This is a genomic window from Enterobacter sp. ECC-249 (assembly GCF_043965265.1).
Lineage (GTDB): Bacteria > Pseudomonadota > Gammaproteobacteria > Enterobacterales > Enterobacteriaceae > Enterobacter > Enterobacter quasiroggenkampii.
The window spans coordinates 2,661,841-2,683,127 of record NZ_CP143660.1; the positions used below are offsets into that span (position 1 = coordinate 2,661,841).

General features: G+C 58.3%; 22 protein-coding genes. 16 read left to right on the forward strand and 6 right to left on the reverse strand.

Annotation, left to right across the window (positions count from 1 at the left end):
• Window positions 1-310 precede the first annotated feature (310 nt).
• Complete coding sequence (gene paaZ, locus V1587_RS12830; protein ID WP_371897529.1) at window positions 311-2,353, reverse strand: phenylacetic acid degradation bifunctional protein PaaZ; 2,043 nt, start codon at window positions 2,351-2,353, stop codon at window positions 311-313.
• Between the two features lie 284 nt (window positions 2,354-2,637).
• Between paaZ and paaA the strand changes: the two genes are divergently transcribed.
• From paaA to V1587_RS12900, 14 genes are all read left to right on the forward strand, one after another.
• Complete coding sequence (paaA, locus tag V1587_RS12835) at window positions 2,638-3,567, forward strand: 1,2-phenylacetyl-CoA epoxidase subunit PaaA (protein WP_371897528.1); 930 nt, start codon at window positions 2,638-2,640, stop codon at window positions 3,565-3,567.
• Between the two features lie 11 nt (window positions 3,568-3,578).
• Window positions 3,579-3,866 carry a 1,2-phenylacetyl-CoA epoxidase subunit PaaB gene (gene paaB / locus V1587_RS12840; RefSeq protein WP_371897527.1) on the forward strand — a complete coding sequence of 96 codons (288 nt, stop codon included), beginning with the start codon at window positions 3,579-3,581 and terminating at the stop codon, window positions 3,864-3,866.
• A gap of 8 nt (window positions 3,867-3,874) precedes the next feature.
• On the forward strand, window positions 3,875-4,621 hold the full coding sequence (gene paaC, locus V1587_RS12845; protein WP_371897526.1) for a 1,2-phenylacetyl-CoA epoxidase subunit PaaC: 747 nt from the start codon (window positions 3,875-3,877) through the stop codon (window positions 4,619-4,621).
• Window positions 4,622-4,632: 11 nt separating this feature from the next.
• The gene (gene paaD / locus V1587_RS12850; RefSeq protein ID WP_157189095.1) at window positions 4,633-5,130 is read left to right on the forward strand and encodes a 1,2-phenylacetyl-CoA epoxidase subunit PaaD; all 498 of its coding nucleotides are present in this window, start codon (window positions 4,633-4,635) and stop codon (window positions 5,128-5,130) included.
• Between the two features lie 7 nt (window positions 5,131-5,137).
• On the forward strand, window positions 5,138-6,208 hold the full coding sequence (gene paaE, locus V1587_RS12855; RefSeq protein WP_371897525.1) for a 1,2-phenylacetyl-CoA epoxidase subunit PaaE: 1,071 nt from the start codon (window positions 5,138-5,140) through the stop codon (window positions 6,206-6,208).
• Window positions 6,205-6,972 (forward strand): 2,3-dehydroadipyl-CoA hydratase PaaF, encoded by a 768-nt coding sequence (paaF, locus tag V1587_RS12860; RefSeq protein ID WP_371897524.1) that lies wholly within the window; start codon window positions 6,205-6,207, stop codon window positions 6,970-6,972. The genes paaE and paaF overlap by 4 nt, the downstream gene beginning before the upstream one ends.
• The gene (gene paaG / locus V1587_RS12865) at window positions 6,972-7,760 is read left to right on the forward strand and encodes a 2-(1,2-epoxy-1,2-dihydrophenyl)acetyl-CoA isomerase PaaG (RefSeq protein ID WP_371897766.1); all 789 of its coding nucleotides are present in this window, start codon (window positions 6,972-6,974) and stop codon (window positions 7,758-7,760) included. The genes paaF and paaG overlap by 1 nt, the downstream gene beginning before the upstream one ends.
• A 1-nt stretch (window position 7,761) precedes the next feature.
• Window positions 7,762-9,186, forward strand: a complete 1,425-nt coding sequence (gene paaH, locus V1587_RS12870) for a 3-hydroxyacyl-CoA dehydrogenase PaaH (protein WP_395314352.1) — start codon at window positions 7,762-7,764, stop codon at window positions 9,184-9,186.
• The gene (paaI, locus tag V1587_RS12875) at window positions 9,176-9,598 is read left to right on the forward strand and encodes a hydroxyphenylacetyl-CoA thioesterase PaaI (protein WP_395314353.1); all 423 of its coding nucleotides are present in this window, start codon (window positions 9,176-9,178) and stop codon (window positions 9,596-9,598) included. Before paaH ends, paaI begins: the two co-directional genes overlap by 11 nt.
• Window positions 9,598-10,803 carry a 3-oxoadipyl-CoA thiolase gene (gene pcaF, locus V1587_RS12880; RefSeq protein ID WP_371897521.1) on the forward strand — a complete coding sequence of 402 codons (1,206 nt, stop codon included), beginning with the start codon at window positions 9,598-9,600 and terminating at the stop codon, window positions 10,801-10,803. Before paaI ends, pcaF begins: the two co-directional genes overlap by 1 nt.
• A 27-nt stretch (window positions 10,804-10,830) precedes the next feature.
• Complete coding sequence (paaK, locus tag V1587_RS12885) at window positions 10,831-12,147, forward strand: phenylacetate--CoA ligase PaaK (RefSeq protein WP_133294331.1); 1,317 nt, start codon at window positions 10,831-10,833, stop codon at window positions 12,145-12,147.
• A 206-nt stretch (window positions 12,148-12,353) separates the two neighbouring features.
• Window positions 12,354-13,289: a phenylacetic acid degradation operon negative regulatory protein PaaX gene (paaX, locus tag V1587_RS12890; RefSeq protein ID WP_028016008.1), complete on the forward strand. Its 936-nt coding sequence runs from the start codon at window positions 12,354-12,356 to the stop codon at window positions 13,287-13,289.
• A 9-nt stretch (window positions 13,290-13,298) separates the two neighbouring features.
• Complete coding sequence (gene paaY / locus V1587_RS12895) at window positions 13,299-13,895, forward strand: phenylacetic acid degradation protein PaaY (RefSeq protein ID WP_023619119.1); 597 nt, start codon at window positions 13,299-13,301, stop codon at window positions 13,893-13,895.
• A 102-nt stretch (window positions 13,896-13,997) separates the two neighbouring features.
• Window positions 13,998-14,741, forward strand: a complete 744-nt coding sequence (locus V1587_RS12900; RefSeq protein ID WP_371897520.1) for an SDR family oxidoreductase — start codon at window positions 13,998-14,000, stop codon at window positions 14,739-14,741.
• Between the two features lie 22 nt (window positions 14,742-14,763).
• Here V1587_RS12900 and V1587_RS12905 read toward each other — a convergent pair whose 3' ends face one another.
• Entirely contained in the window at window positions 14,764-15,999 is a 1,236-nt protein-coding gene (locus V1587_RS12905; RefSeq protein ID WP_371897519.1) for a serine hydrolase domain-containing protein, read from the reverse strand.
• A gap of 137 nt (window positions 16,000-16,136) precedes the next feature.
• Here V1587_RS12905 and V1587_RS12910 point away from each other — a divergent pair, with 137 nt between their 5' ends.
• Window positions 16,137-16,619 (forward strand): glutathione peroxidase, encoded by a 483-nt coding sequence (locus V1587_RS12910; protein WP_371897518.1) that lies wholly within the window; start codon window positions 16,137-16,139, stop codon window positions 16,617-16,619.
• Between the two features lie 219 nt (window positions 16,620-16,838).
• Here the strand turns inward: V1587_RS12910 and V1587_RS12915 are convergent, their stop codons facing one another.
• The 4 genes from V1587_RS12915 to V1587_RS12930 all read right to left on the reverse strand — a co-directional run bounded on the left by V1587_RS12915 (window position 16,839) and on the right by V1587_RS12930 (window position 20,607).
• Window positions 16,839-17,429 (reverse strand): hypothetical protein, encoded by a 591-nt coding sequence (locus tag V1587_RS12915; RefSeq protein ID WP_371897517.1) that lies wholly within the window; start codon window positions 17,427-17,429, stop codon window positions 16,839-16,841.
• A 298-nt stretch (window positions 17,430-17,727) separates the two neighbouring features.
• Entirely contained in the window at window positions 17,728-18,666 is a 939-nt protein-coding gene (locus tag V1587_RS12920) for an omptin family outer membrane protease (RefSeq protein ID WP_371897516.1), read from the reverse strand.
• 260 nt (window positions 18,667-18,926) lie between these two features.
• Window positions 18,927-19,364: a VOC family protein gene (locus V1587_RS12925; RefSeq protein ID WP_371897515.1), complete on the reverse strand. Its 438-nt coding sequence runs from the start codon at window positions 19,362-19,364 to the stop codon at window positions 18,927-18,929.
• An 85-nt stretch (window positions 19,365-19,449) separates the two neighbouring features.
• Window positions 19,450-20,607, reverse strand: a complete 1,158-nt coding sequence (locus V1587_RS12930) for an MFS transporter (protein ID WP_371897514.1) — start codon at window positions 20,605-20,607, stop codon at window positions 19,450-19,452.
• Between the two features lie 130 nt (window positions 20,608-20,737).
• Here V1587_RS12930 and V1587_RS12935 point away from each other — a divergent pair, with 130 nt between their 5' ends.
• Window positions 20,738-21,274, forward strand: coding sequence for a MarR family winged helix-turn-helix transcriptional regulator (locus V1587_RS12935; protein ID WP_371897513.1), 537 nt, complete (start codon window positions 20,738-20,740; stop codon window positions 21,272-21,274).
• Window positions 21,275-21,287: the final 13 nt, after the last annotated feature.

Sequence of the window (21,287 nt, forward strand, 5' to 3'; positions counted from 1 at the left end):
TCGCCCCATCCCTGGGGCTCACCCTTTCAGGGCCAGCGCAGGGGCTGTCCAAAATTGCTCCCGGCAATTTTGTCCTCGGCTTATTCCTTCCGGCTTATCGGGGACGGGCGGAGGTAACATCCCTGTAAAGCCCGCCCTCTCGGCGCATCCATGCGCCTCGCCCCGGCCGGAAGGCAAACGCCTCAGCGATTTACAGCCGGACCAGGGCATCGCTGAAGGCCCTCAGCCATTCTAAAAGCAGCGTTATTGCTTCTGCTTGCTCATTACTTGAGAGCGCTCAGCCATTGTGGGGAGGATTAGGAGCAGGGAACTAGCTGAAATCACCCCGCTGGCGCGCCACCAGCGTCAGGATGGAGTAGAGCGCCACGGCCTGCTGGTGCTGGTTGAAGATCTCAACCGCCCATTCCACCACGCCGGTTGGTTTTTCCTCGGCGGTGCGCTGTTTCTTCAGCGTTTTACGCTTGCAGGTCAGACGCACCTGAATGGTATCGCCCGGTTTAACCGGCTCGATAAAGCGCAGGTTTTCCATGCCGTAGTTGGCAATCACCGGCCCGACGCCCGCATCAACAAACAGCCCCGCTGCGGCGGAAATCAGGAAGTAGCCGTGCACCACGCGCTCGCCAAAGATCGACTCTGCCGCGCCGATCTTGTCCATGTGGGCGTAGAAGTGGTCGCCGCTCAGGCAGGCAAAGTTCACGATGTCCGCTTCCGTCAGGGTGCGGCGCGGCGTCAGCAGGCTGTCGCCCGGCTGCAGCTCCTCAAAGTATTTGCGGAACGGATGCACGCGATCTTCCTGCACCGTTGCGCCACGCACCCACTGCTTGCCGATGGCGGCCAGCATGGTCGGACTGCCCTGAATGGCGGTGCGCTGCAGGTAGTGTTTCACCGCGCGCAGGCCACCCAGCTCTTCGCCGCCGCCCGCGCGCCCCGGGCCGCCATGCATCAGCTGAGGCAGCGGGGAGCCGTGGCCGGTGGACTCTTTCGAGGCTTCCTCATTGAGGATCTGAATACGCCCGTGGGCGCGCGCTGCGCCAACAATAAACTGGCGGGCAATGGCCTGATCTGCGGTGACCAGCGTGCCCGCCAGGCTGCCGCCGCCCGCGCGGGCTAGCTGCATTGCGTGGCGCGCGTCGCGATACGGCATCAGCGTCGCAACCGGGCCAAAGGCTTCGGTTGAGTGCACTGCCGGAGTTTCATCCGGCTGCGGGCAGAACAGCAGGGTCGGCGGGTAGAACGCGCCCGCGGCCTGCAAATCCGCTTTGCCACCCAGTCGGACCTGGCAGCCTGCGGCGATCAGCTGCTCCACTTTCTCCTGCACGTCCGCACGCTGTTCGGCGTTGACCAGCGCCCCCATCTTTACCCCTTCCTGCGCCGGATCGCCCACCACCACCTTTTCCAGCCGGGCAACCAGCGCCTGGCTCACGGCGTCAATCTGGCTCTGCGGGACGATAATGCGGCGAATGGCCGTACATTTTTGCCCGGCTTTGGCGGTCATCTCGCGGACCACTTCCCGAATGAACAGGGCAAATTCCGGTTGCTCCGGCGTTACGTCTTCCCCCAGCACGCAGCAGTTCAGGGAGTCGGCCTCCATGGTGAACGGAATCGAATTCGCCACAATATTCGGGTGCACGCGCAGGCTTTGCCCGGTGCTGGCGGAGCCGGTAAAGGTCACCACGTCCTGGCTGTCGAGCTGGTCGAGCAAATCCCCCGCGCCGCCGCAGATCAGGCTGACAGCGCCGTCCGGCACCAGCCCGCTGTCGACGATGGATTTCACCATCGCCTGCGTCACCTGTGCGGTGGCGGTGGCGGGTTTGATGATGGCGGGCATGCCGGCAAGCAAGGTCGGCGCCAGCTTTTCCAGCATCCCCCAGCAGGGGAAGTTAAAGGCGTTGATGTGTACCGCCACGCCGGATTTTGAGGTGAGCACGTGGCGCGCGGCAAAGCCGCCTTCTTTTGAAAGCGGGATCAGCTCGTCTTCCGGCCACACGGTGTCGTCCGGCAGCTCGCGGCTGCCCAGGCTGGCGTAAGTGAAGAAGGTGCCGATCCCGCCTTCGATATCGACCCAGCTGTCCGCTTTCGTCGCTCCGGTCTGGGCGGACAGGGCATAAAACGTCTCTTTCTCGCTAAGCAGGTGCTTTGCCACCGCCTTCAGCATTGCCGCGCGTTCGATAAAGGTCATCGCGTGAAGCGCTTCGCCGCCGCGCTCAATCGCATAGCGACGGGCGGCCGCCATGTCCAGCCCTTCGCTGGTCACGCTCCACAGCGCTTCGCCACTGATGGCGTGATGAATAGTGCGTTCGCGGCCCCGGCCAGACTGCCAGGTACCGGATAAGAAGCTGGCTAACTGCTGCATCGCTTATCTCCAAATGTTACGTAATTTACTCATTAATAGTTTGATCATGAATCATAAAAATCAAGCTGAGTTTTAATGAATTGTTAACATTGTGATCCGCTCTGATGAAACGCGGTGCGCCAGGACGGCCTTCAACGCGCCTGCTGTAAAAGCCTTGCGAGCAACGTCACATAATCAGGAAACAATTCTTGGGGTTATATTTAACCTTTGTGTAACTTTTAAAAAACAAAGTGATTCAACATTACGCTTTAATTTGCAAACTAACGAATCATAAAGGTGATGACGTGACGCAAGAACAACGGTTTGAGCAGCGCATAGCGCAGGAGACGGCGATTGAGCCTCAGGACTGGATGCCTGACGCCTACCGTAAGACGTTGATCCGTCAGATCGGTCAGCATGCGCACTCCGAAATTGTCGGCATGCTGCCGGAAGGAAACTGGATCGCCCGCGCCCCGACGCTGCGCCGAAAAGCGATCCTGCTGGCGAAGGTGCAGGACGAAGCCGGACACGGGCTTTACCTCTACAGCGCGGCGGAAACGCTGGGCTGCGCGCGGGAAGACATCTACCAGAAGATGCTCGACGGCAAGATGAAATACTCCTCCATCTTCAACTATCCGACCCTGAGCTGGGCCGATATCGGCGTGATCGGCTGGCTGGTGGACGGCGCGGCCATCGTCAACCAGGTGGCGCTGTGTCGAACCTCCTACGGTCCCTATGCCCGTGCAATGGTGAAAATCTGTAAAGAAGAGAGCTTCCACCAGCGTCAGGGCTTTGAAGCCTGCATGGCGCTGGCGCAGGGCAGTGAAGCGCAACGCCAGATGCTTCAGGACGCCATCAACCGCTTCTGGTGGCCTGCGCTGATGATGTTCGGGCCGAACGACGACAATTCGCCGAACAGCGCCCGCAGCCTGGCGTGGAAAATCAAACGCTTCGGCAACGACGAGCTGCGCCAGCGCTTTGTCGACAACACGGTGCCGCAGGTGGAGATGCTGGGCATGACGGTGCCCGATCCCGACCTGCGCTTTGATGAAGAGAGCGGTCATTACCGCTTCGGCGAGATCGACTGGCAGGAGTTTGACGAGGTCATTAACGGGCGCGGCATCTGCAACCACGAACGCCTGGCCGCCAAGCGTAAAGCCTGGGAAGAGGGGGCGTGGGTGCGGGAAGCCGCACTGGCGCACGCGGAAAAACAACACGCCCGCAAAGTGGCTTGAGAGGAATCACGATGAGCAATGTCTACTGGCCGCTGTACGAAGTGTTCGTACGCAGCAAACAAGGGTTATCCCACCGTCACGTGGGCAGTCTGCATGCCGCCGACGATCGCATGGCGCTGGAAAATGCGCGTGATGCCTACACCCGCCGCAGCGAAGGGTGTTCTATCTGGGTGGTTAAGGCGAGCGAGATTGTCGCCTCTCAGCCGGAAGAGAGCGGCGAGTTCTTCGACCCGGCGGAGAGCAAGGTTTACCGCCATCCGACGTTCTACAGCATCCCTGACGGCATCGAGCATATGTGAGGCAAAGAATGAATTCAGTGACTGCCTATGCCCTGCGTCTGGGCGATAACGGTCTGGTCCTTTCCCAGCGTCTCGGCGCCTGGTGCGGCCACGCGCCGGAGCTGGAAATCGACCTCGCGCTCGCCAATATCGGTCTCGACCTGCTGGGCCAGGCGCGCAATTTCCTGACCTATGCCGCGGAGCTGGAAGGCCGGGGCGATGAAGACACGCTGGCGTTTGGCCGCGACGAGCGCCAGTTCCGCAACGTCCTGCTGGTGGAGCAGCCGAACGGCAGCTTCGCCGACACCATTGCCCGCCAGTACCTGATGGATGCCTGGAACGTGGCGCTGTACGAACGCCTGACCCAAAGCCGCGACGGCCAGCTTGCCGCCATTGCCGCCAAAGCGATTAAAGAGGCGCGCTACCACCTGCGCTTCAGCCGCGGCTGGCTGGTGCGTCTGGGCGACGGGACCGAAACCTCCGCGCAAAAAATGCAGCAGGCCATCGACAGCCTGTGGCGTTTTACGGCCGAGCTATTTGAAGCCGATGACGTCGAGCGGGAGCTGATTGAGTCCGGCGTGGCGGTTGACCCGCGCCTCCTGCGCCAGCCGTGGGAAAGCGAAGTGTATGCCGGTCTGAATGAAGCCTGCCTGCAGGTGCCCGCAGAGGTGGCGTACCGCACCGGGGGCAAGCAGGGGCTGCATACCGAACATCTGGGTCCGATGCTGGCGGAGATGCAGTATCTCCAGCGCGCGTATCCCGGTCAGCAGTGGTAAAGGAGAACGCTATGCAACGCCTCGTCGACATCGCGCCCGCGCAAATCCCGCAGATCTGGGCGCTGCTAAGCCAGATCCCGGACCCGGAAGTGCCGGTGTTAACCATCACCGATTTAGGCATGGTGCGCAGCGTGAAGGCGCAGGGGGAAGGCTGGGTTATCGGCTTCACGCCAACCTACTCGGGCTGTCCTGCAACGGAACATCTGCTGGGGGCGATCCGCGAGGCGATGACCGCGCACGGCTTTACCCCGGTGCACATTGTACTTCAGCTTGAACCCGCCTGGACCACCGACTGGATGACCGCCGACGCGCGCGAGCGCCTGCGGGCGTACGGTATCAGTCCGCCGGTGGGGCATAGCTGTCACGCGCACGCGCCGGTGGAGGTGAGCTGCCCGCGCTGCGCCAGCACCGACACCTCCCTTATCAGTGAATTTGGTTCGACGGCCTGCAAAGCGCTCTACCGCTGCAATACCTGCCGCGAGCCCTTCGACTATTTCAAATGTATTTGAGGCTGCCATGACAACGTTTCATTCATTAACAGTGGCAAAAGTGGAACCCGAAACCCGCGACGCGGTGACCATCACCTTTGCGGTGCCGCAGGCGCTGCAGGAGGCCTACCGCTTCCGTCCCGGCCAGCACCTGACGTTAAAAACGACTCTTGGCGGGGACGAGCTGCGCCGCTGCTACTCCATCTGCCGGAGTGCCGCTCCGGGCGAAATCAGCGTGGCGGTCAAAGCGATTGAAGGCGGGCGCTTCTCCCGCTATGCCCGGGATGAGATCAAAGCGGGTATGGCGCTGGAGGTGATGGTTCCTCAGGGGCAGTTTGGCTACCAGCCGCGGGCCGAACGCGAAGGCCACTACCTGGCGATTGCGGCAGGCTCCGGGATCACCCCTATGCTGGCGATTATCTCCGCGACGCTTGCGACCGAACCCAACAGCCATTTCACCCTCATCTACGGCAACCGCAGCAGCCAGAGCATGATGTTCCGCCAGGCGCTGGCGGACCTGAAGGACAAATACCCGCAGCGGCTGCAGCTGGTCTCCATCTTCAGCCAGGAGCGGCTGGACAGCGATCTGCTCTTTGGCCGCATCGACGGGGAAAAACTGCAGGCGCTGGCGAAAACCCTGATCAACTTCCGCCAGTATGACGAGGCGTTTATCTGCGGCCCGTCGGCGATGATGGATGACGCCGAAGCCACGCTGAAGGCGCTGGGGATGCCGGACAAATCCATTCACCTTGAGCGCTTTAACACCTCCGGAATCACCGTTAAGCGCGCGGCGCACGTGCAGGTGGAAGGCCAGAAAGTCACCGTCCGCCAGGACGGGCGCGACCGCGAAATCACCCTGACGGCGGACGACGAAAGCATTCTGGATGCCGCCCTGCGTCAGGGAGCGGATCTGCCGTATGCCTGCAAGGGCGGTGTCTGCGCCACCTGTAAATGCAAAGTGCTGCGCGGGAAGGTGGACATGGCGACCAACTACAGCCTGGAGCCGGACGAGCTGGCCGCCGGGTATGTCCTGAGCTGCCAGTCGCTGCCGTTAACCGCCGACGTGATCGTCGACTTCGACGCGAAGGGGATGGCATGAGCGAGCTGATTGTTACCCGTCATGGCCGCGTGCTGCAGCTGACGCTGAACCGTCCGGCGGCGCGCAACGCCCTCAACAACGCGCTGTTGACCCAGCTTGCGGAGCAGCTTGAGGCCGCCGCCGTGGATGCCGACATTGCCGTCTGCGTAATTTACGGCAGCGAGCGCTGCTTTGCCGCCGGGGCCGATCTCAACGAAATGGCGGAGAAAGACCTGCCTGCCACCCTGAACGATATCCGCCCGCTGCTGTGGGCACGCATCAACGCTTTTCCTAAACCGATGATTGCCGCCGTGAACGGCTTCGCGCTGGGCGCGGGTTGCGAGCTGGCGCTGCTGTGCGACGTGGTGATTGCCGGTGACAACGCCCGTTTCGGCCTGCCGGAAATCACGCTCGGCATCATGCCCGGCGCGGGCGGCACCCAGCGTCTTATCCGCTGCGTCGGTAAATCTCTGGCCAGCAAAATGGTGCTGACGGGCGAGAGCATTTCCGCTGAGCAGGCGCTGAGCGCCGGGCTGGTCAGCGACGTTTTCCCGGCAGCGCTGACGCTGGAGTATGCCCTGAAGCAGGCGGCCCTGATGGCGCGCCACTCGCCGCTGGCGCTGCAGGCGGCCAAACAGGCGCTGCGCCAGTCGCAGGAGGTACCGCTCCAGGCCGGTCTGGCACAGGAGCGCCAGCTGTTTACGCTGCTTTCTGCCACCGAAGATCGCCGGGAAGGTATCGACGCCTTCTTACAAAAACGCACCCCCGACTTTAAAGGACGCTAATTGTGGAATTTATTCTCAGTCATGTTGAGCAGGGCGTAATGACCATTACGCTGAACCGTCCGGAGCGACTGAACAGCTTCAACGACGTGATGCACCAGCAGCTTGCCGAGTGCCTGAAACAGGCCGAGCGCGATGACACCGTTCGCTGCCTGCTGCTCACCGGAGCGGGACGTGGCTTTTGCGCCGGTCAGGACCTGAACGACCGCAACGTCGACCCCAACGGCCCGGCGCCGGATCTGGGGATGTCCGTTGAAACCTTCTATAACCCGCTGGTGCGCCGCCTTGCAAAGCTGCCGAAGCCGGTCATCTGTGCCGTTAACGGCGTGGCGGCGGGCGCGGGCGCCACGCTGGCGCTCGGGTGCGACATGGTGATTGCCGCCCGTTCGGCCAACTTCGTGATGGCATTCAGCAAGCTTGGCCTGGTGCCGGACTGCGGCGGCACCTGGCTGCTGCCGCGCGTGGCCGGACGCGCCCGCGCCATGGGGCTGGCGCTGCTCGGCGACAAGCTCAGCGCCGAACAGGCGCAGGCGTGGGGGATGATCTGGCAGGTGGTGGATGACGAGCAGCTCTCCGCTACGGCGCAGCAGATGGCCCTGCATTTTGCGTCGCAGCCGACCTTCGGGCTGGGGCTGATCAAGCAGGCCATCAATGCTGCGGAAACCAACACCCTGGACGCCCAGCTCGATCTTGAGCGCGACTATCAGCGCCTGGCCGGGCGCAGCGACGACTACCGCGAGGGCGTCAGCGCCTTCCTGGCGAAGCGCGCGCCGAACTTTACGGGGAAATAAGATGCTGAACATACGCACTGTTGCCGTAATTGGCAGCGGCACGATGGGCGCAGGGATTGCCGAAGTTGCCGCCAGCCATGGTCATCAGGTTCTGATCTACGACATTTCTACCGATGCGATTTCGCGCGCCATCGACGGGATCCGCCAGCGTCTGGCCTCCCGTGTAACGCGCGGAAAGCTCTCCGCCGATGCCGGGAGCCAGATCCTTGCCCGGCTGGTTCCGGTCACGGATATCGAGGCGCTCTCTGGAGCCGATCTGGTCATAGAGGCGGCCTCCGAGCGTCTGGAGGTGAAAAAGGCGCTGTTTGCCCGGCTGGCTGAGATCTGCCCGCCGCAGACGGTGCTGACCAGCAACACCTCTTCCATCTCCGTCACGGCGATTGCGGCGGACGTCCACCACCCGGAACGCGTCGCAGGGCTGCACTTCTTTAACCCGGCGCCGGTGATGAAGCTGGTGGAGGTGGTCAGCGGGCTGGCGACCTCTCCGGAAGTGGCCGACGCGCTGTGCGAGCTGGCGCTGAACTGGGGCAAACAGCCCGTTCGCTGCCAGTCGACGCCGGGGTTCATCGTCAACCGCGTCGCGCGTCCGTTTTATTCCGAAGCCTGGCGCGCGCTGGAAGAACAGGTCGCTCCGCCTGAGGTGATTGACGTCGCCCTGCGCGAAGGCGGCGGCTTCCCGATGGGGCCGCTGGAGCTGACCGACATGATTGGTCAGGATGTGAACTTCGCGGTGACCTGCTCGGTATTTAACGCCTTCTGGCAGGAGCGTCGTTTCCTGCCTTCGCTGGTTCAGCAGGAGCTGGTGCTGGCAGGAAGGCTGGGTAAAAAGAGCGGGAAGGGCGTATACGACTGGCAGGGCGACAAACCTGAGGTGCGGTGGATGACCGCCGTGAACGACAGCTACAGCGCGATGCGCGTGGAAAAAAGAGGTGACGGTGTCACCGAAATTGATGATGTGTACCTGATTGAAACGCAGGGCGAAACCGCGCAGGCGCTGGCGCTGCGGCTCAACGGCCCGGTGGTGGTTGTAGACCGCATTGAGCGCGACGTGGCGGTCATTGCCGCCGCCGCCAGCAACCCGCATACCGCGACGCAAAAAGCCATCCGCTACCTGCAGCTGCAGGGACATCGGGTGGTGCAAATTGCCGATTATCCCGGCCTGCTTATCTGGCGCACGCTGGCGATGATTGCCAACGAGGCGCTGGATGCCCTGCAAAAAGGGGTCGCCAGCGAGAAGGACATCGACACGGCCATGCGCCTGGGCGTGAACTACCCGAGCGGGCCGATCGCCTGGGGCGAGCGCCTGGGCTGGCAGCGCCTGCTGACGCTGCTGGAGAACCTGCAGCGCCATTACGGCGAAGAGCGTTATCGCCCCTGTTCACTGCTGCGCCAGCGCGCGCTTCTGGAGAGTAGCTATGAGTCATAACGCCTGGCATAACGCCCGCGCCATGTACGAACGGGACGCCTGCGCGCAGGCGATGGGGATGGACATTGTCGAGATGGACGAGGGCTACGCGGTGGTGACCATGACCATCACCCCGCAGATGCTGAACGGCCATAAAACCTGCCACGGCGGGCAGCTTTTTTCGCTGGCGGACACCGCCTTTGCCTACGCCTGCAACAGCCAGGGGCTGGCGGCGGTGGCCTCTGGCTGCTCGATTGATTTTCTGCGGCCGGGCTTTGCCGGGGACACGCTCACCGCCACCGCGCGGGTGATGCATCAGGGCAAGCTGACAGGCGTGTATGACATTGAAATCCAAAACCAGCAACAGAAAACCGTCGCCCTTTTTCGCGGAAAATCTCACCGCATCGGCGGCAGTGTGACAGGAGAGGCCTGATGCGTGACGCATTTATTTGTGATGGTGTTCGAACCCCGGTGGGCCGCTACGGCGGCGCACTTTCCGCTGTTCGAACTGACGATCTCGGTGCCGTGCCGCTGCGCGCGCTGCTGGCCCGCTACCCGCAGCTCGACCTGGAGCGGATTGACGACGTGATTTTCGGCTGCGCCAACCAGGCGGGGGAAGATAACCGCAACGTAGCGCGCATGTCGTCCCTGCTGGGCGGGCTGCCGCAGACGGTGTCCGGAACCACCATTAACCGCCTGTGCGGGTCGGGGCTGGATGCGATTGGTTTTGCGGCGCGCGCCATTAAGGCGGGCGACGGCGACCTGCTGATTGCGGGCGGCGTGGAGTCGATGTCCCGCGCGCCGTTTGTGATGGGCAAAGCCACCGCGGCGTTTCAGCGACAGGCGGAGATCTTCGATACCACCATCGGCTGGCGATTTGTGAATCCGCTCATGCATCAGCAATTCGGAACTGACAGTATGCCGGAAACGGCAGAGAATGTAGCTGAATTGTTAAATATCAGCCGTGCCGATCAGGACGCCTTCGCGCTGCGCAGCCAGCAGCGTACCGCTCGGGCGCAGCAGAACGGCATTCTGGCGCAGGAGATCGTCCCGGTGCCGGTGCCGGGTAAAAAAGGGGCAATCACGGAGTTCAGCGTGGATGAACATCCGCGTGCGGATACCACGCTCGAACAGCTTGCCGGGCTGAAAACGCCGTTCCGTAAGAACGGGGTGGTCACGGCCGGAAATGCCTCCGGGGTCAACGACGGCGCGGCGGCGCTGATTGTCGCCAGCGAGAAGATGGCGCTGGCGCAGGGGTTAGTTCCTCGCACGCGGATCGTGGCGATGGCGACGGCGGGCGTGGAGCCGCGTCTGATGGGGCTCGGCCCGGTACTCGCCACCCGCAAGGTGCTGGAGCGCGCCGGACTCAGTATTCACGATATGGACGTGATCGAGCTTAATGAAGCTTTCGCCGCGCAGGCGCTGGGCGTGCTGCGTCAGTTGGGCCTGCCGGATGATGCCGCGCACGTCAACCCGAACGGTGGCGCGATTGCGCTGGGCCACCCGCTGGGCATGAGCGGCGCCAGGCTGGCGCTGGCCGCGAGTAACGAACTGCACCGACGCGGCGGGCGCTACGCGCTGTGTACGATGTGCATCGGTGTGGGTCAGGGCATTGCCATGATCCTTGAGCGTGTTTGAGCATAAAAACAATGTGAGTACCCTACAATGACAAATACAACAAAGCTTGATCCGATTGAAACGGCCTCCCTTGACGAGTTACAGGCGCTGCAGACCGAGCGTCTGAAATGGACGCTGCATCACGCCTATAACAACGTGCCGATGTACAAACGCAAGTTTGACGCCGCGGGCGTTCACCCTGACGATTTCAAAGAGCTGGCGGATATCCGTAAATTCCCGTGCACCACCAAGCAGGATCTGCGGGATAACTATCCGTTCGATACCTTCGCCGTGCCGATGGAGCAGGTCGTACGCATTCACGCGTCTTCCGGCACCACCGGCAAACCGACGGTTGTCGGCTACACGCAGGGCGACATTGATAACTGGGCCAACCTGGTGGCGCGCTCCCTGCGCGCGGCGGGCGGCAGCGCGAAGGACAAAATTCACGTGGCGTATGGCTATGGCCTGTTTACCGGCGGGCTGGGGGCGCACTACGGCGCCGAGCGTTTAGGCGCGACGGTGATCCCAATGTCCGGCGGCCAGACGGAGAAACAGGCGCAGCTGATCCGCGATTTCCAGCCGGACATGATCATGGTGACGCCATCCTACTGCCTCAATCTGATAGAAGAGCTGGAGCGCCAGATGGGCGGCGACGCCAGCACCTGTTCCCTGCGCGTGGGCGTATTCGGCGCCGAGCCGTGGACGCAGGCCATGCGCCGCGAAATTGAAAAACGCTTAGGCATTACGGCGCTGGATATTTATGGCCTCTCCGAGGTGATGGGGCCGGGCGTGGCGATGGAGTGTATCGAAACCGTCGACGGGCCGACCATCTGGGAAGATCACTTCTACCCTGAAATCGTCAACCCGAACGACGGCACGCCGCTGGATGACGGTCAGCAGGGCGAACTGTTGTTCACCACGCTGACCAAAGAGGCGCTGCCGGTGATCCGCTACCGCACCCGCGACCTGACGCGCCTGCTCCCGGCCACCGCACGCAGCATGCGCCGTATGGACCGGATCAGCGGCCGCAGCGACGATATGCTGATCATCCGCGGCGTCAACGTCTTCCCGTCGCAGCTGGAAGAGGAGATCGTCAAGTTCGAACATCTTTCGCCGCACTACCAGTTGGAGGTGAACCGTCGCGGGCATCTTGATTCACTTTCCGTGAAGGTGGAGCTAAAAGAGAGCAGCCTCACGCTGACCCACGAGCAGCGTTGTCAGGTGTGTCATCAGCTGCGCCACCGCATTAAGTCGATGGTGGGGATTTCCACCGACGTGACGATCGTGAACTGTGGCAGCATCCCGCGCTCTGAGGGCAAAGCCTGCCGGGTGTTTGATCTGCGTAAGGCGGCGGCCAACGGTTAAAACAACACCCCCTCATCCTGGCCTTCTCCCCGAAGGGGAGAAGGGACGGTACGGTGCGGCCTTTTCCCTCCCCAGAAAGGGGATAAGAGACAGCTCGGTGCGGCCTTTTCCCCTCTCCCCTCAGGGGAGAGGGTCAGGGTGAGGGGTGAGGATATCTACCCCGAATTCCTATGCTATGATTCATCCAGGACAAAAATAACAACAGAATGAATCACATGAATAAACTCGACGCCTTTATCCAGCACGCGGTCAGCTCCGTTCCCGTCAGCGGGACCTCGCTTATCTCCTCGTTATACGGTGACGCGCTTTCCCATCGCGGCGGTGAGATTTGGCTCGGCAGCCTGGCCGCCCTGCTGGAAGGTATGGGGTTTGGCGAACGGTTCGTGCGTACCGCGCTGTTTCGCCTCAACAAAGAGGGCTGGCTGGACGTCTCGCGCATCGGGCGACGCAGCTTTTACCGCCTGAGCGATAAGGGGCTGCGCCTGACGCGCCGTGCGGAGAATAAGATCTACCGCGCGGAACTGCCCGCCTGGGACGGCAAATGGCTATTGCTGCTCTCAGAAGGGCTGGACAAAACCACTCTCGCCGATGTCAAAAAGCAGCTGATCTGGCAGGGGTTTGGCACGCTGGCGCCGAGCCTGATGGCCTCGCCGTCGCAGCATCTGGCGGACGTGCAGTCCCTGCTTCACGATGCCGGCGTGGCGGAAAACGTGATTTTCTTTGAAGCCCACTCGCCGCTGGCGCTCTCGCGCGCCGCGCTGCGTTCACGCGTAGAAGAGTGCTGGCAGTTAACCGAGCAAAACGCGATGTACGAGTCGTTTATCAGCTCATTCCGGCCGCTGCTGCCGCTGCTGAAAGAGGCCGCGCCAGAGGAGCTGACGCCGGAACGCTGCTTCCAGATCCAGCTGCTGCTGATTCACTTTTATCGTCGCGTAGTGCTGAAGGACCCGCTGCTGCCGGAAGAGTTACTGCCCGCGCACTGGGCGGGGCAAAGCGCCCGACAGCTCTGCATTAATATCTATCAGCGTGTCGCGCCGGGGGCGCTGGCGTTTGTCAGCGAGAAGGGCGAAACCTCTGTCGGCGAACTGCCCGTGCCCGGCACGCTCTACTATCAACGCTTTGGTGGTCTTACAAGCGCATAAGGAGTGAATATGCCAGTTTATCAAATTGATGGTCTGACGCCGGTCGTGCCTGACGAGAGCTACGTTCACCCGACGGCGGTGCTGATTGGGGACGTGATTTTGGGCAAAGGCGTTTACGTTGGTCCTAACGCCAGCCTGCGCGGTGATTTTGGCCGTATCGTGGTGAAAGACGGCGCCAACATTCAGGATAACTGCGTGATGCACGGCTTCCCGGAGCAGGACACGGTGGTGGAAGAGGACGGGCATATCGGTCACAGCGCCATTCTCCACGGCTGCGTGATCCGCCGCAATGCGCTGGTGGGCATGAACGCGGTGGTGATGGACGGCGCGGTCATCGGTGAAAACAGCATCGTCGGCGCGGCGGCGTTCGTGAAGGCCAAAGCGGAGATGCCCGCCAACCATTTGATCATCGGCAGCCCGGCCAAAGCGATCCGTGAGCTGAGCGAGCAGGAGCTGGCCTGGAAGCAGCAGGGCACGCGGGAATACCAGGTGCTGGTGGAACGCTGCAAGCTCACTATGCACCAGGTCGAGCCGCTGCGCGAGGCTGAGCCTGACCGGAAACGGCTGACGTTTGACGAGAATTTACGGCCGAAGTCGGCGGTGTAAGACGGGAAGATCGCGCCACGGCACTAACGGGAAGATGTTCCCCCGCCTCACCATGCTATAAATCCTCCAACACAGACTCATCACGATAAAGGACGCAGAGTTATGCTGAGAGGAAAACGCGCTGTTATCACGGGTGGCGGTGGGGGATTTGGTCAGGCGCTTTGCGTCTGGCTGGCGCGAGAGGGCGTTGACGTGGATTTTAGCGCCCGTCGGGTCGAGGATATTGAAAAAACCTGCGCCCTCATCGCGGCTGAAGGGGGGGCGGCAAGAGGGTATCTCTGCGATTTAGCCCAGCCGGAATCCGTTTCTCAGTTCTCTTCACAGGTCTTACGTTCAGAAAAGCCAATCGATATTTTAATACTGAATGCTGCTCAGTGGCTGTCAGGGACGATAGACGAACAATCGAGCACAGAAATCGTCAGTACCGTCAGTTCAGGCCTGACTGGTTCAATCCTGCTCACCCAGGCACTGCTTCCAGGATTGCGACGCTCAGAGAGCGCTGACATCATTGCGATTATTTCCGCATGCGGTATTCCGAATTTTACAGATTCCATTGCCCATCCCGCTTTTTTTGCCAGCAAACACGGGCTCAGCGGCTTTACAACGAAACTGTCAGAAAACGCATCCAAAGAAAATATTCGGGTAACCGGGTTATATCCGCCTGATTTTGAACTGACCGGTTTAGATGCGCATGTCGATAATCAAACAAGAATGGGGGAGCGTCTGATGAATGGATGGTCAATCTGGGAAACGATGCGTTTTGTGCTGACTCAGCCTCGAAGTTGCCATATTAGTACTATCTACTTTCAGGGGCCGACTCGTGAAGATCTGGCACATCAGGCCTGAATCTGACGGCGGGCGTTCACCGTTATTGCTGATAAACGCGTTCAGGCATCCTATTATTCGCAAAACGGTTGCCAGAGGTAATAAGGCCGTCTTTTTTCGCCATATCCATCAAAAGCGCGATGCCAATGTAATTACTCCAGTTAAAGGTATTTTGCAGCACTACCACCGCATTGCCTCTTTCTTTGTCATAACCGATAAAGCTGGAGTAGCCGCCGATATAGCCGACCTGATAGGTGATTTTCTCCAGACCGATAAAGTCGGTGGTCCAGGCAATACCCTGTACTCCGTCAGGTCGTTGAATGTCGGTATCCCTGACTTCGGCAAAGACGCTGTCCAGTAGGCGATTGTGAGTCGTCGATACGTGATAGCGCGCATAGGCCGCCAGATCTTCAGCGTTGCTGTATAAGCTCGCTGCCGCCACCATATTATTGGAAAAATGCCAGTCCGGCGTGAGCTGCCCGCGCGGGATAAATTTAGGCTGATCGCCCGCGTGGCCTAGCGCCCGCTGGGGGTATCCTTTTAGCTGCTGCGGCGTAAAGCTGCTGTTAGCCATCTGCAGCGGATGGAAAATGTAGCGCGAGGCTAAACTCTGGATATCTTCGCCGGTTTTGTGTTTCAGGATGTAGCCGATCAGCGCGTAGCCGGTATTGGAGTATTGCGGAACTTTATTCTTTGGCGCTCGCCAGTCGGCGAGGTAGCTCAGCACGTTATCGCTATCCAGCTCACCGTAGAAATTATCGCCCGTGCTTAAATAGCCGATAAATTTTCCAAGCATCGGAACATCCATATTCTGACGCGGCAGGCCGGAGGTGTGGGTTACCAGTTCAAGCAGGGTGATTTTTTGTGCATCCGCGCTAAGCGGCGTACCCGGCGGTAGCAATGTCGCCAGGTTATCGTTCCAGTTCAGTTGCCCTTCATTGACCAGACAAGTCACCACTTCCGCCGTGATCCCTTTGCTGAGCGAGCCGAGTGCAAACAGGGTGTCGGGCCTGACCGGATAGCGATTGACCGCATCGGTTACGCCCCAGGTGTAAAACTGCGGCGAGCTGTGATTATGGATCACCGCGACCGTCATTCCAGGCACGGATTTTTGCGCCATATAGTGACGCACTACGCTGTCAACGTCGCCATCCAGCGAGTCATGGGTGAGAAGTTCCTGAGTACCTTCCGGGGAGGACATTTGTGAGAGTGTGCCACAGCCGCTGAGGAGTGGGAGAGTAAGCAGAAGCCAGTGAATTTTTTTTGTTATGTTCTGCATACCTGATAGCAAGTGTAGGGGTCATTGGCGCGCCAGGAATGTATCACACTTAGCCTGCTTGAATGTAAACTTTCTACACGGTGACGGCATTGTTGATGGTCACCGTGACTTTACGGCCTGAATTGAAGGATTTTAATATGACTCGCTTTTATCAACTTAGCGCCGCCCGTCTCGATGGGCAGCTTACCTCAATGGCCGACTATGCGGGAAAGGTGGTTTTAGTCGTGAATACTGCCAGCCAGTGTGGATTCACGCCGCAATATGCTGGTCTTGAAGCGCTATACAAGAAATACGCCGATCGAGGGCTGGTGGTGCTGGGCTTCCCATGTAACCAGTTCGGTAAACAGGAACCCGGCGGCACCGACGAAATCTCGAAAACCTGTTTCATCAACTACGGCGTGAGCTTCCCGATGTTTGAGAAGGTCGAGGTTAACGGTAGCGCAGCGCACCCGCTGTTTCGTTATCTGAAAAACGAATTGCCCGGCGTGTTGGGTGGGCGGATCAAGTGGAACTTTACTAAGTTTCTGATCGGCCGCGACGGTAAACCACTCAAGCGTTTTGCTCCGATGACGACGCCAGAAAAAATAGACCCTGTAATTCTTGCGGCACTGGAAATGTAAGGTTTCTGATAGCCGAACCGTTCTCCTTTAGAGCATGCCGAAATACTCATACTCGAGAGAAGATAACGCCCGCTCTGTGCTCCTGTCGGACTAAACGCTATTTTTTACGCGTTGTGCCGGGAGCGGACGTTATTGTTTATAACAGCAGACGGCTCGCTAATGAAGAGGAACGCAAAGTAGGTGGTCCACACTAGCATAGCGAGCATATGAATTATAGAGCTATTTTTTCGACAAGAAAAAGGTGTCCTGAATTCGTTGGTTATTATCCTTCACTATTTTATCTGATGCTTCTAAAACAGATTTTAAAATTGCAGTCTCTTTGCCAAATTTTATGGATTGGGTATCTATTGTGAGATTGTACGCCGGCATGTTTTCAGAGTGATATACATTGTGGATCTTCAATGTCAGTGTTGCAGGGACTTTTAAAGAAAGTCTGTCTACAGTTGTTTTTTTATCATCGGGTTTATCTTTGTTATACTCATCAATAATTGACTGAATTTCGCTCTTAATGCCGTTTTGATAAGAACCGATAGATAAATCGGTAAGTTTGAAGATGGATGAGTTATCGCTGTCAGTTTTTAATTCAACATCGATAAATGCATTTTCACTATAAACCTTTCCTAATGATACATGACCGTTATCATTACTTAAAATGTTCTGTTTCTTAAATTCTATATTTCCTGATAACATCGCAGCTGATAGCAATACTGACGCGCCAATTATTACACTCGATATGATGACTTTCATTTGTTTCCTTGATAAGTTAAATTCATTTTTTGGGGTTTGACGTTGCTGGTGTGCCAGGCTCATCAATAACTAACGCCATGTCTGTAATTGATTGTTAGCACCTTGCAACCATATTACAATCTCTTGTTTTGAGTTAAAACTGTTATTTTTTGAAACGCGCCAGTTAAAGGAAATGAAGCTGGCGCCAACACCTGGGGTTGGATGGCAGGCATTCTGGGGCTGTCCCTGGCAAAGGCGTACTTCAGAATCAGACCCTGTCAATCCAAACGTTTTTCACATTGATGAGAATTAGCTCAACGTAACGAAAAAGGCCCCGTCAGGGGCCTTGTCTGCTTTTACAATCGACTGCGTTTCGCCTGAATTAGAAGCGATATTGCAGACCCGCTGTAATGGTATAGTTATGGTTAGAAATACCTGCCGCATCCCCACCAATAGAGCCGGAGTCACCGGTATTGGTATCAATAATCTGCGTACCGCCTTTACCTTCTTCGTAACTGCTATAGGTAAATTCAGCAAAAACTTTGGCGTGCGGCGTCACGTAATATCCCGCATCAACAGACGCACCATAATAGCGGGAATCCGATGTCTTTTCGCGGAAGGTCAGATCGCGCATGTAGTGTTCGTCGTTATCATGTGCACGTACCCAGTCACTGAATTTGAACAGGGCATTAAATTCAAAGTCATTGAAGCGGTACTGACCTGCAAGACCAATATACGGCATAGAGAAACGCTGGCTATAGCCAATACCGCGTTCGCCTGCCGGGAAGTTCCCCTGATAGGCGCCGTTGTCGTAGTTGTAAGAGCCACCGGTCGCCGTCCAGCTGAAGCGGGTTTCCTGATAACCTGCGGTTACGCCCGCTTTATAGTTGTCGCCCTGGAAGATCCAGCCTTTAACGTTGAGATCGTATTCATTGGCATAATTCACGTTGGTTGCCGGGTGGCTTGAATGGTCTGTCCAGGAGGATTGTTTTGCATTCATCCAGTCATAGTCATCCATATGACCAGAGCCTGATGCCAGAGATGTCCAACCGCGAGCGTTAAGTGTCAAAAATGAGTATGCATCCCAGGAAATATCGCCTTTCAGAATAGCAACATTTTTTATTTTCCAGTCCAGCTGGCTAATTTTTCTTCCTGTGACTTCGTCATAAACCATCTCGTGGGATTTTCCGCTCAGCATCCCGGCAGAGGCTGAAACCGTTAAACTTTCCGGTGAAAAATCCGGTATGGCTTGTGAGGAACCTGCATATACTGCCCCTGAAAACGCGGCCATCATCATTCCCGCAACAATATTTCTTGTCATTTTTATTTCCCTAAAACAAATTAATCAATGAGTTGCAGGGAAATATTAAAAGTCACACAAATAAGAATCAACTGCCAGTTTTGGTAATTTTTTTATAATTTGACGTAAGGAGCAATATTTGACTTTAGGCCACCTGAGGAGGAGGCCGGTAATATTTAAATCATTACTGTCTCGATGCGAAATAAGGGTCAGCTGCGGGAAAAAATTCGCTTTTAATTGTGGTTCGCGCCTCTGAAAACGGCACCACAAACGCTTCCTCATTACCCCCGCAGCCACGGTGTAATCGTCAGCCCGGTAAGCAAACCTTCCGGGCTGAGGAGGCGAGTAACGGTCTGGCCCCACGGTTCGGTGCGGTTAGCCACCAGCAGCCGATAGCCTTTGTCACTCAGAATGCGGGTAGCCGAGTCCAGATCCTGCACCTCATACTCAACCCATCCCTGCGGTATCGGGTGCTCAACTGGCCACTGTTCTTCTCCAAAACAGGACGTAGCCGCCTGCGCGAGCGGCCACACGGCAAAATGCTTCACGCCTTCCAGCTTGCCCTCTTCAGTGAGCAGATAATCACTGTTCCCCTCCATCGGCTTCAGCGGAAGGCCGAGTGTCTGGACATAAAACGCGGCGCTGGACTCCGTATCCCGCGAAATGGGCCCGAACCCGGCGACAAATAAGACATCAATTGCTGGTAACGTCTGCGACATATCCACTCCTGAATGAGGTGAAATCCACCCTGAATTTATCTTACGATCGGCTGAAAAACGACCCTCAATTCTGGTATCGCATTCATCATGCCTGCACGTCCACGACGGGTTTAAAATTCAGCGCGATGACGATCAGCAGCACGACTCCCGCACTCATGATCAGCCATGCGCTGGTCAGCGAGACCGAATTGTCGCGAACGATCCCAGCAATTAACGGCATAAGCGCGGCAATCATGTATCCACCTCCCTGAACTTTAGACAGTAACTTGCCGGCCTGCGCGGGCGTTCGCGCATGATCGAACGTGACGATGAGCGACAGCGGGAAGAGGGCGCCGATCCCGGTGCCAAGCAGCAGCGTGGATAACACAGGCGTCGTACCCGGCGAAAAGACCAGACACAGTAATCCCGCCAGCAGCAGCAACAATACGGCGATTAGCGGCACGCGACGGTCGGGGAATTTACCGATCAGCGCGGAGACGGCAAACCCTGCGACAACCTCGGTTAACGTCAGCCAGGCCAGCATGTAGCCGCTGCTGCGTGCGGACCATCCCGCCTGAATATAGAGCGGGGGCAGCCAGGCCAATACCAGAGTGTAGGCTCCTGTTCCCACGCCGAAAAAGAGCAACAGCAGTGCTGTACGGGAGGACGAGAGCGTAACGGTTTCGCGTGCTGGTTTTTCCCCTTGAGTATGCTTAACCAGAGTTAACCACATTATCAACGCCAGCAGCGCTAACAGCCCTGCCATAGCCAGTGCGGGCTTGAGCGTGAGCCATGAAAACAGCGGCTCGGCGCTGGCGGCGGCGACTGCAGCTCCGGCCATAATGCCCGTGCTGAATAGCGACATAATCGTGCTGGCCGTTTGCGTATACTCCTTTTTTATCAGGGCAGGCATTAACGCCTGGATAGTGCCTATGCTGGCCCCGCCGAGTAACGCGGTGCCCATAAGACTCTCCGGTGAGGCGCTAAAACCGCGTAATAAGCAGGCTACCAGCAGGATGAACAGCCCGAACATAATTCCCCGTATGGCGCCGACTCTGGCTAAAAGCCAGGGTCCCGACAGGGCAGCCAGTCCCATCATCGCCACCGGCAGGGTGGTCAGCAGGCTGAATTGCGTCGCGGTGAGTCCCGCTTCGCGCTGCAGCACGGAGAAAAGTGGTCCGACCGAGGCCAGAATGGGGCGCAGGTTCAGCCCGACGATAAAAGCGATAACGGCGAAGAGTAACGGCGGTGTGCGTTTCAACATGGCATCCTTTTCGGTTGTGAATGGCCCGGGTAAATCGCTGCGAGCATTTATCTTAACGTTAAGATAAAATGTGTTTTTGCGTAAGGTGTACCGCACAACAGGATAAATACCCACCCCATTAGAGGTGAAAATGAAAGACCATGTAGATTTCGTCGTCGGCCAGTGGAGCCGCGCTATGCCGGAGCTGGACGCCTCGTCGATGAAGATTTTTGGCCGAATGCTCCGGCTGATGAAGCATCTGGGAAAAGAATGGGCGGAGGCGATGGCGCAGTTTGGCTTTCGCGAGGGCGAGTTTGACGTGCTCGCCACGCTGCGCCGCGCCGGTGAGCCGTACTGCCTTTCTCCCACGCAGCTGTATACATCGCTGTTGATCACCTCAGGGGCGATGACGAACCGGCTCAACCATCTTGAACAACAAGGCCTTATCAGGCGGATTGCCGATCCCGATGACAAGCGCAGCTCGCTCGTCAGCCTGACGCCGCACGGGCAGGCTCGTATCGAACAGGCGCTGCTCGTGCATACGCAAACGCAAAATGCGCTGCTGAGAAACCTCTCTGAGGCGCAGCGCGCGCAGCTTGAGTCCCTGCTCAGGGTGCTGCTGCTGACGTTTCCGGCTGAGGAGTGGGGGGAAACGTCACCGAGCGCCGATAATACAAAAACTGCATGATTACACCTTACAG

What these genes read in the sequence shown, in the direction of transcription:
- paaH (WP_395314352.1), top strand. Translation starts at nt 7,762, where the DNA reads ATGCTGAACATACGCACTGTTGCCGTAATTGGCAGCGGCACGATGGGC.
- V1587_RS12935 (WP_371897513.1), top strand. Translation starts at nt 20,738, where the DNA reads ATGAAAGACCATGTAGATTTCGTCGTCGGCCAGTGGAGCCGCGCTATG.
- paaC (WP_371897526.1), top strand. Translation starts at nt 3,875, where the DNA reads ATGAATTCAGTGACTGCCTATGCCCTGCGTCTGGGCGATAACGGTCTG.
- V1587_RS12910 (WP_371897518.1), top strand. Translation starts at nt 16,137, where the DNA reads ATGACTCGCTTTTATCAACTTAGCGCCGCCCGTCTCGATGGGCAGCTT.
- V1587_RS12900 (WP_371897520.1), top strand. Translation starts at nt 13,998, where the DNA reads ATGCTGAGAGGAAAACGCGCTGTTATCACGGGTGGCGGTGGGGGATTT.
- paaY (WP_023619119.1), top strand. Translation starts at nt 13,299, where the DNA reads ATGCCAGTTTATCAAATTGATGGTCTGACGCCGGTCGTGCCTGACGAG.
- paaE (WP_371897525.1), top strand. Translation starts at nt 5,138, where the DNA reads ATGACAACGTTTCATTCATTAACAGTGGCAAAAGTGGAACCCGAAACC.
- V1587_RS12905 (WP_371897519.1), bottom strand. Translation starts at nt 15,999, where the DNA reads ATGCAGAACATAACAAAAAAAATTCACTGGCTTCTGCTTACTCTCCCA.
- V1587_RS12930 (WP_371897514.1), bottom strand. Translation starts at nt 20,607, where the DNA reads ATGTTGAAACGCACACCGCCGTTACTCTTCGCCGTTATCGCTTTTATC.
- paaK (WP_133294331.1), top strand. Translation starts at nt 10,831, where the DNA reads ATGACAAATACAACAAAGCTTGATCCGATTGAAACGGCCTCCCTTGAC.
- paaZ (WP_371897529.1), bottom strand. Translation starts at nt 2,353, where the DNA reads ATGCAGCAGTTAGCCAGCTTCTTATCCGGTACCTGGCAGTCTGGCCGG.
- paaF (WP_371897524.1), top strand. Translation starts at nt 6,205, where the DNA reads ATGAGCGAGCTGATTGTTACCCGTCATGGCCGCGTGCTGCAGCTGACG.
- paaI (WP_395314353.1), top strand. Translation starts at nt 9,176, where the DNA reads ATGAGTCATAACGCCTGGCATAACGCCCGCGCCATGTACGAACGGGAC.
- V1587_RS12925 (WP_371897515.1), bottom strand. Translation starts at nt 19,364, where the DNA reads ATGTCGCAGACGTTACCAGCAATTGATGTCTTATTTGTCGCCGGGTTC.
- paaX (WP_028016008.1), top strand. Translation starts at nt 12,354, where the DNA reads ATGAATCACATGAATAAACTCGACGCCTTTATCCAGCACGCGGTCAGC.
- paaB (WP_371897527.1), top strand. Translation starts at nt 3,579, where the DNA reads ATGAGCAATGTCTACTGGCCGCTGTACGAAGTGTTCGTACGCAGCAAA.
- pcaF (WP_371897521.1), top strand. Translation starts at nt 9,598, where the DNA reads ATGCGTGACGCATTTATTTGTGATGGTGTTCGAACCCCGGTGGGCCGC.
- V1587_RS12920 (WP_371897516.1), bottom strand. Translation starts at nt 18,666, where the DNA reads ATGACAAGAAATATTGTTGCGGGAATGATGATGGCCGCGTTTTCAGGG.
- paaD (WP_157189095.1), top strand. Translation starts at nt 4,633, where the DNA reads ATGCAACGCCTCGTCGACATCGCGCCCGCGCAAATCCCGCAGATCTGG.
- V1587_RS12915 (WP_371897517.1), bottom strand. Translation starts at nt 17,429, where the DNA reads ATGAGCCTGGCACACCAGCAACGTCAAACCCCAAAAAATGAATTTAAC.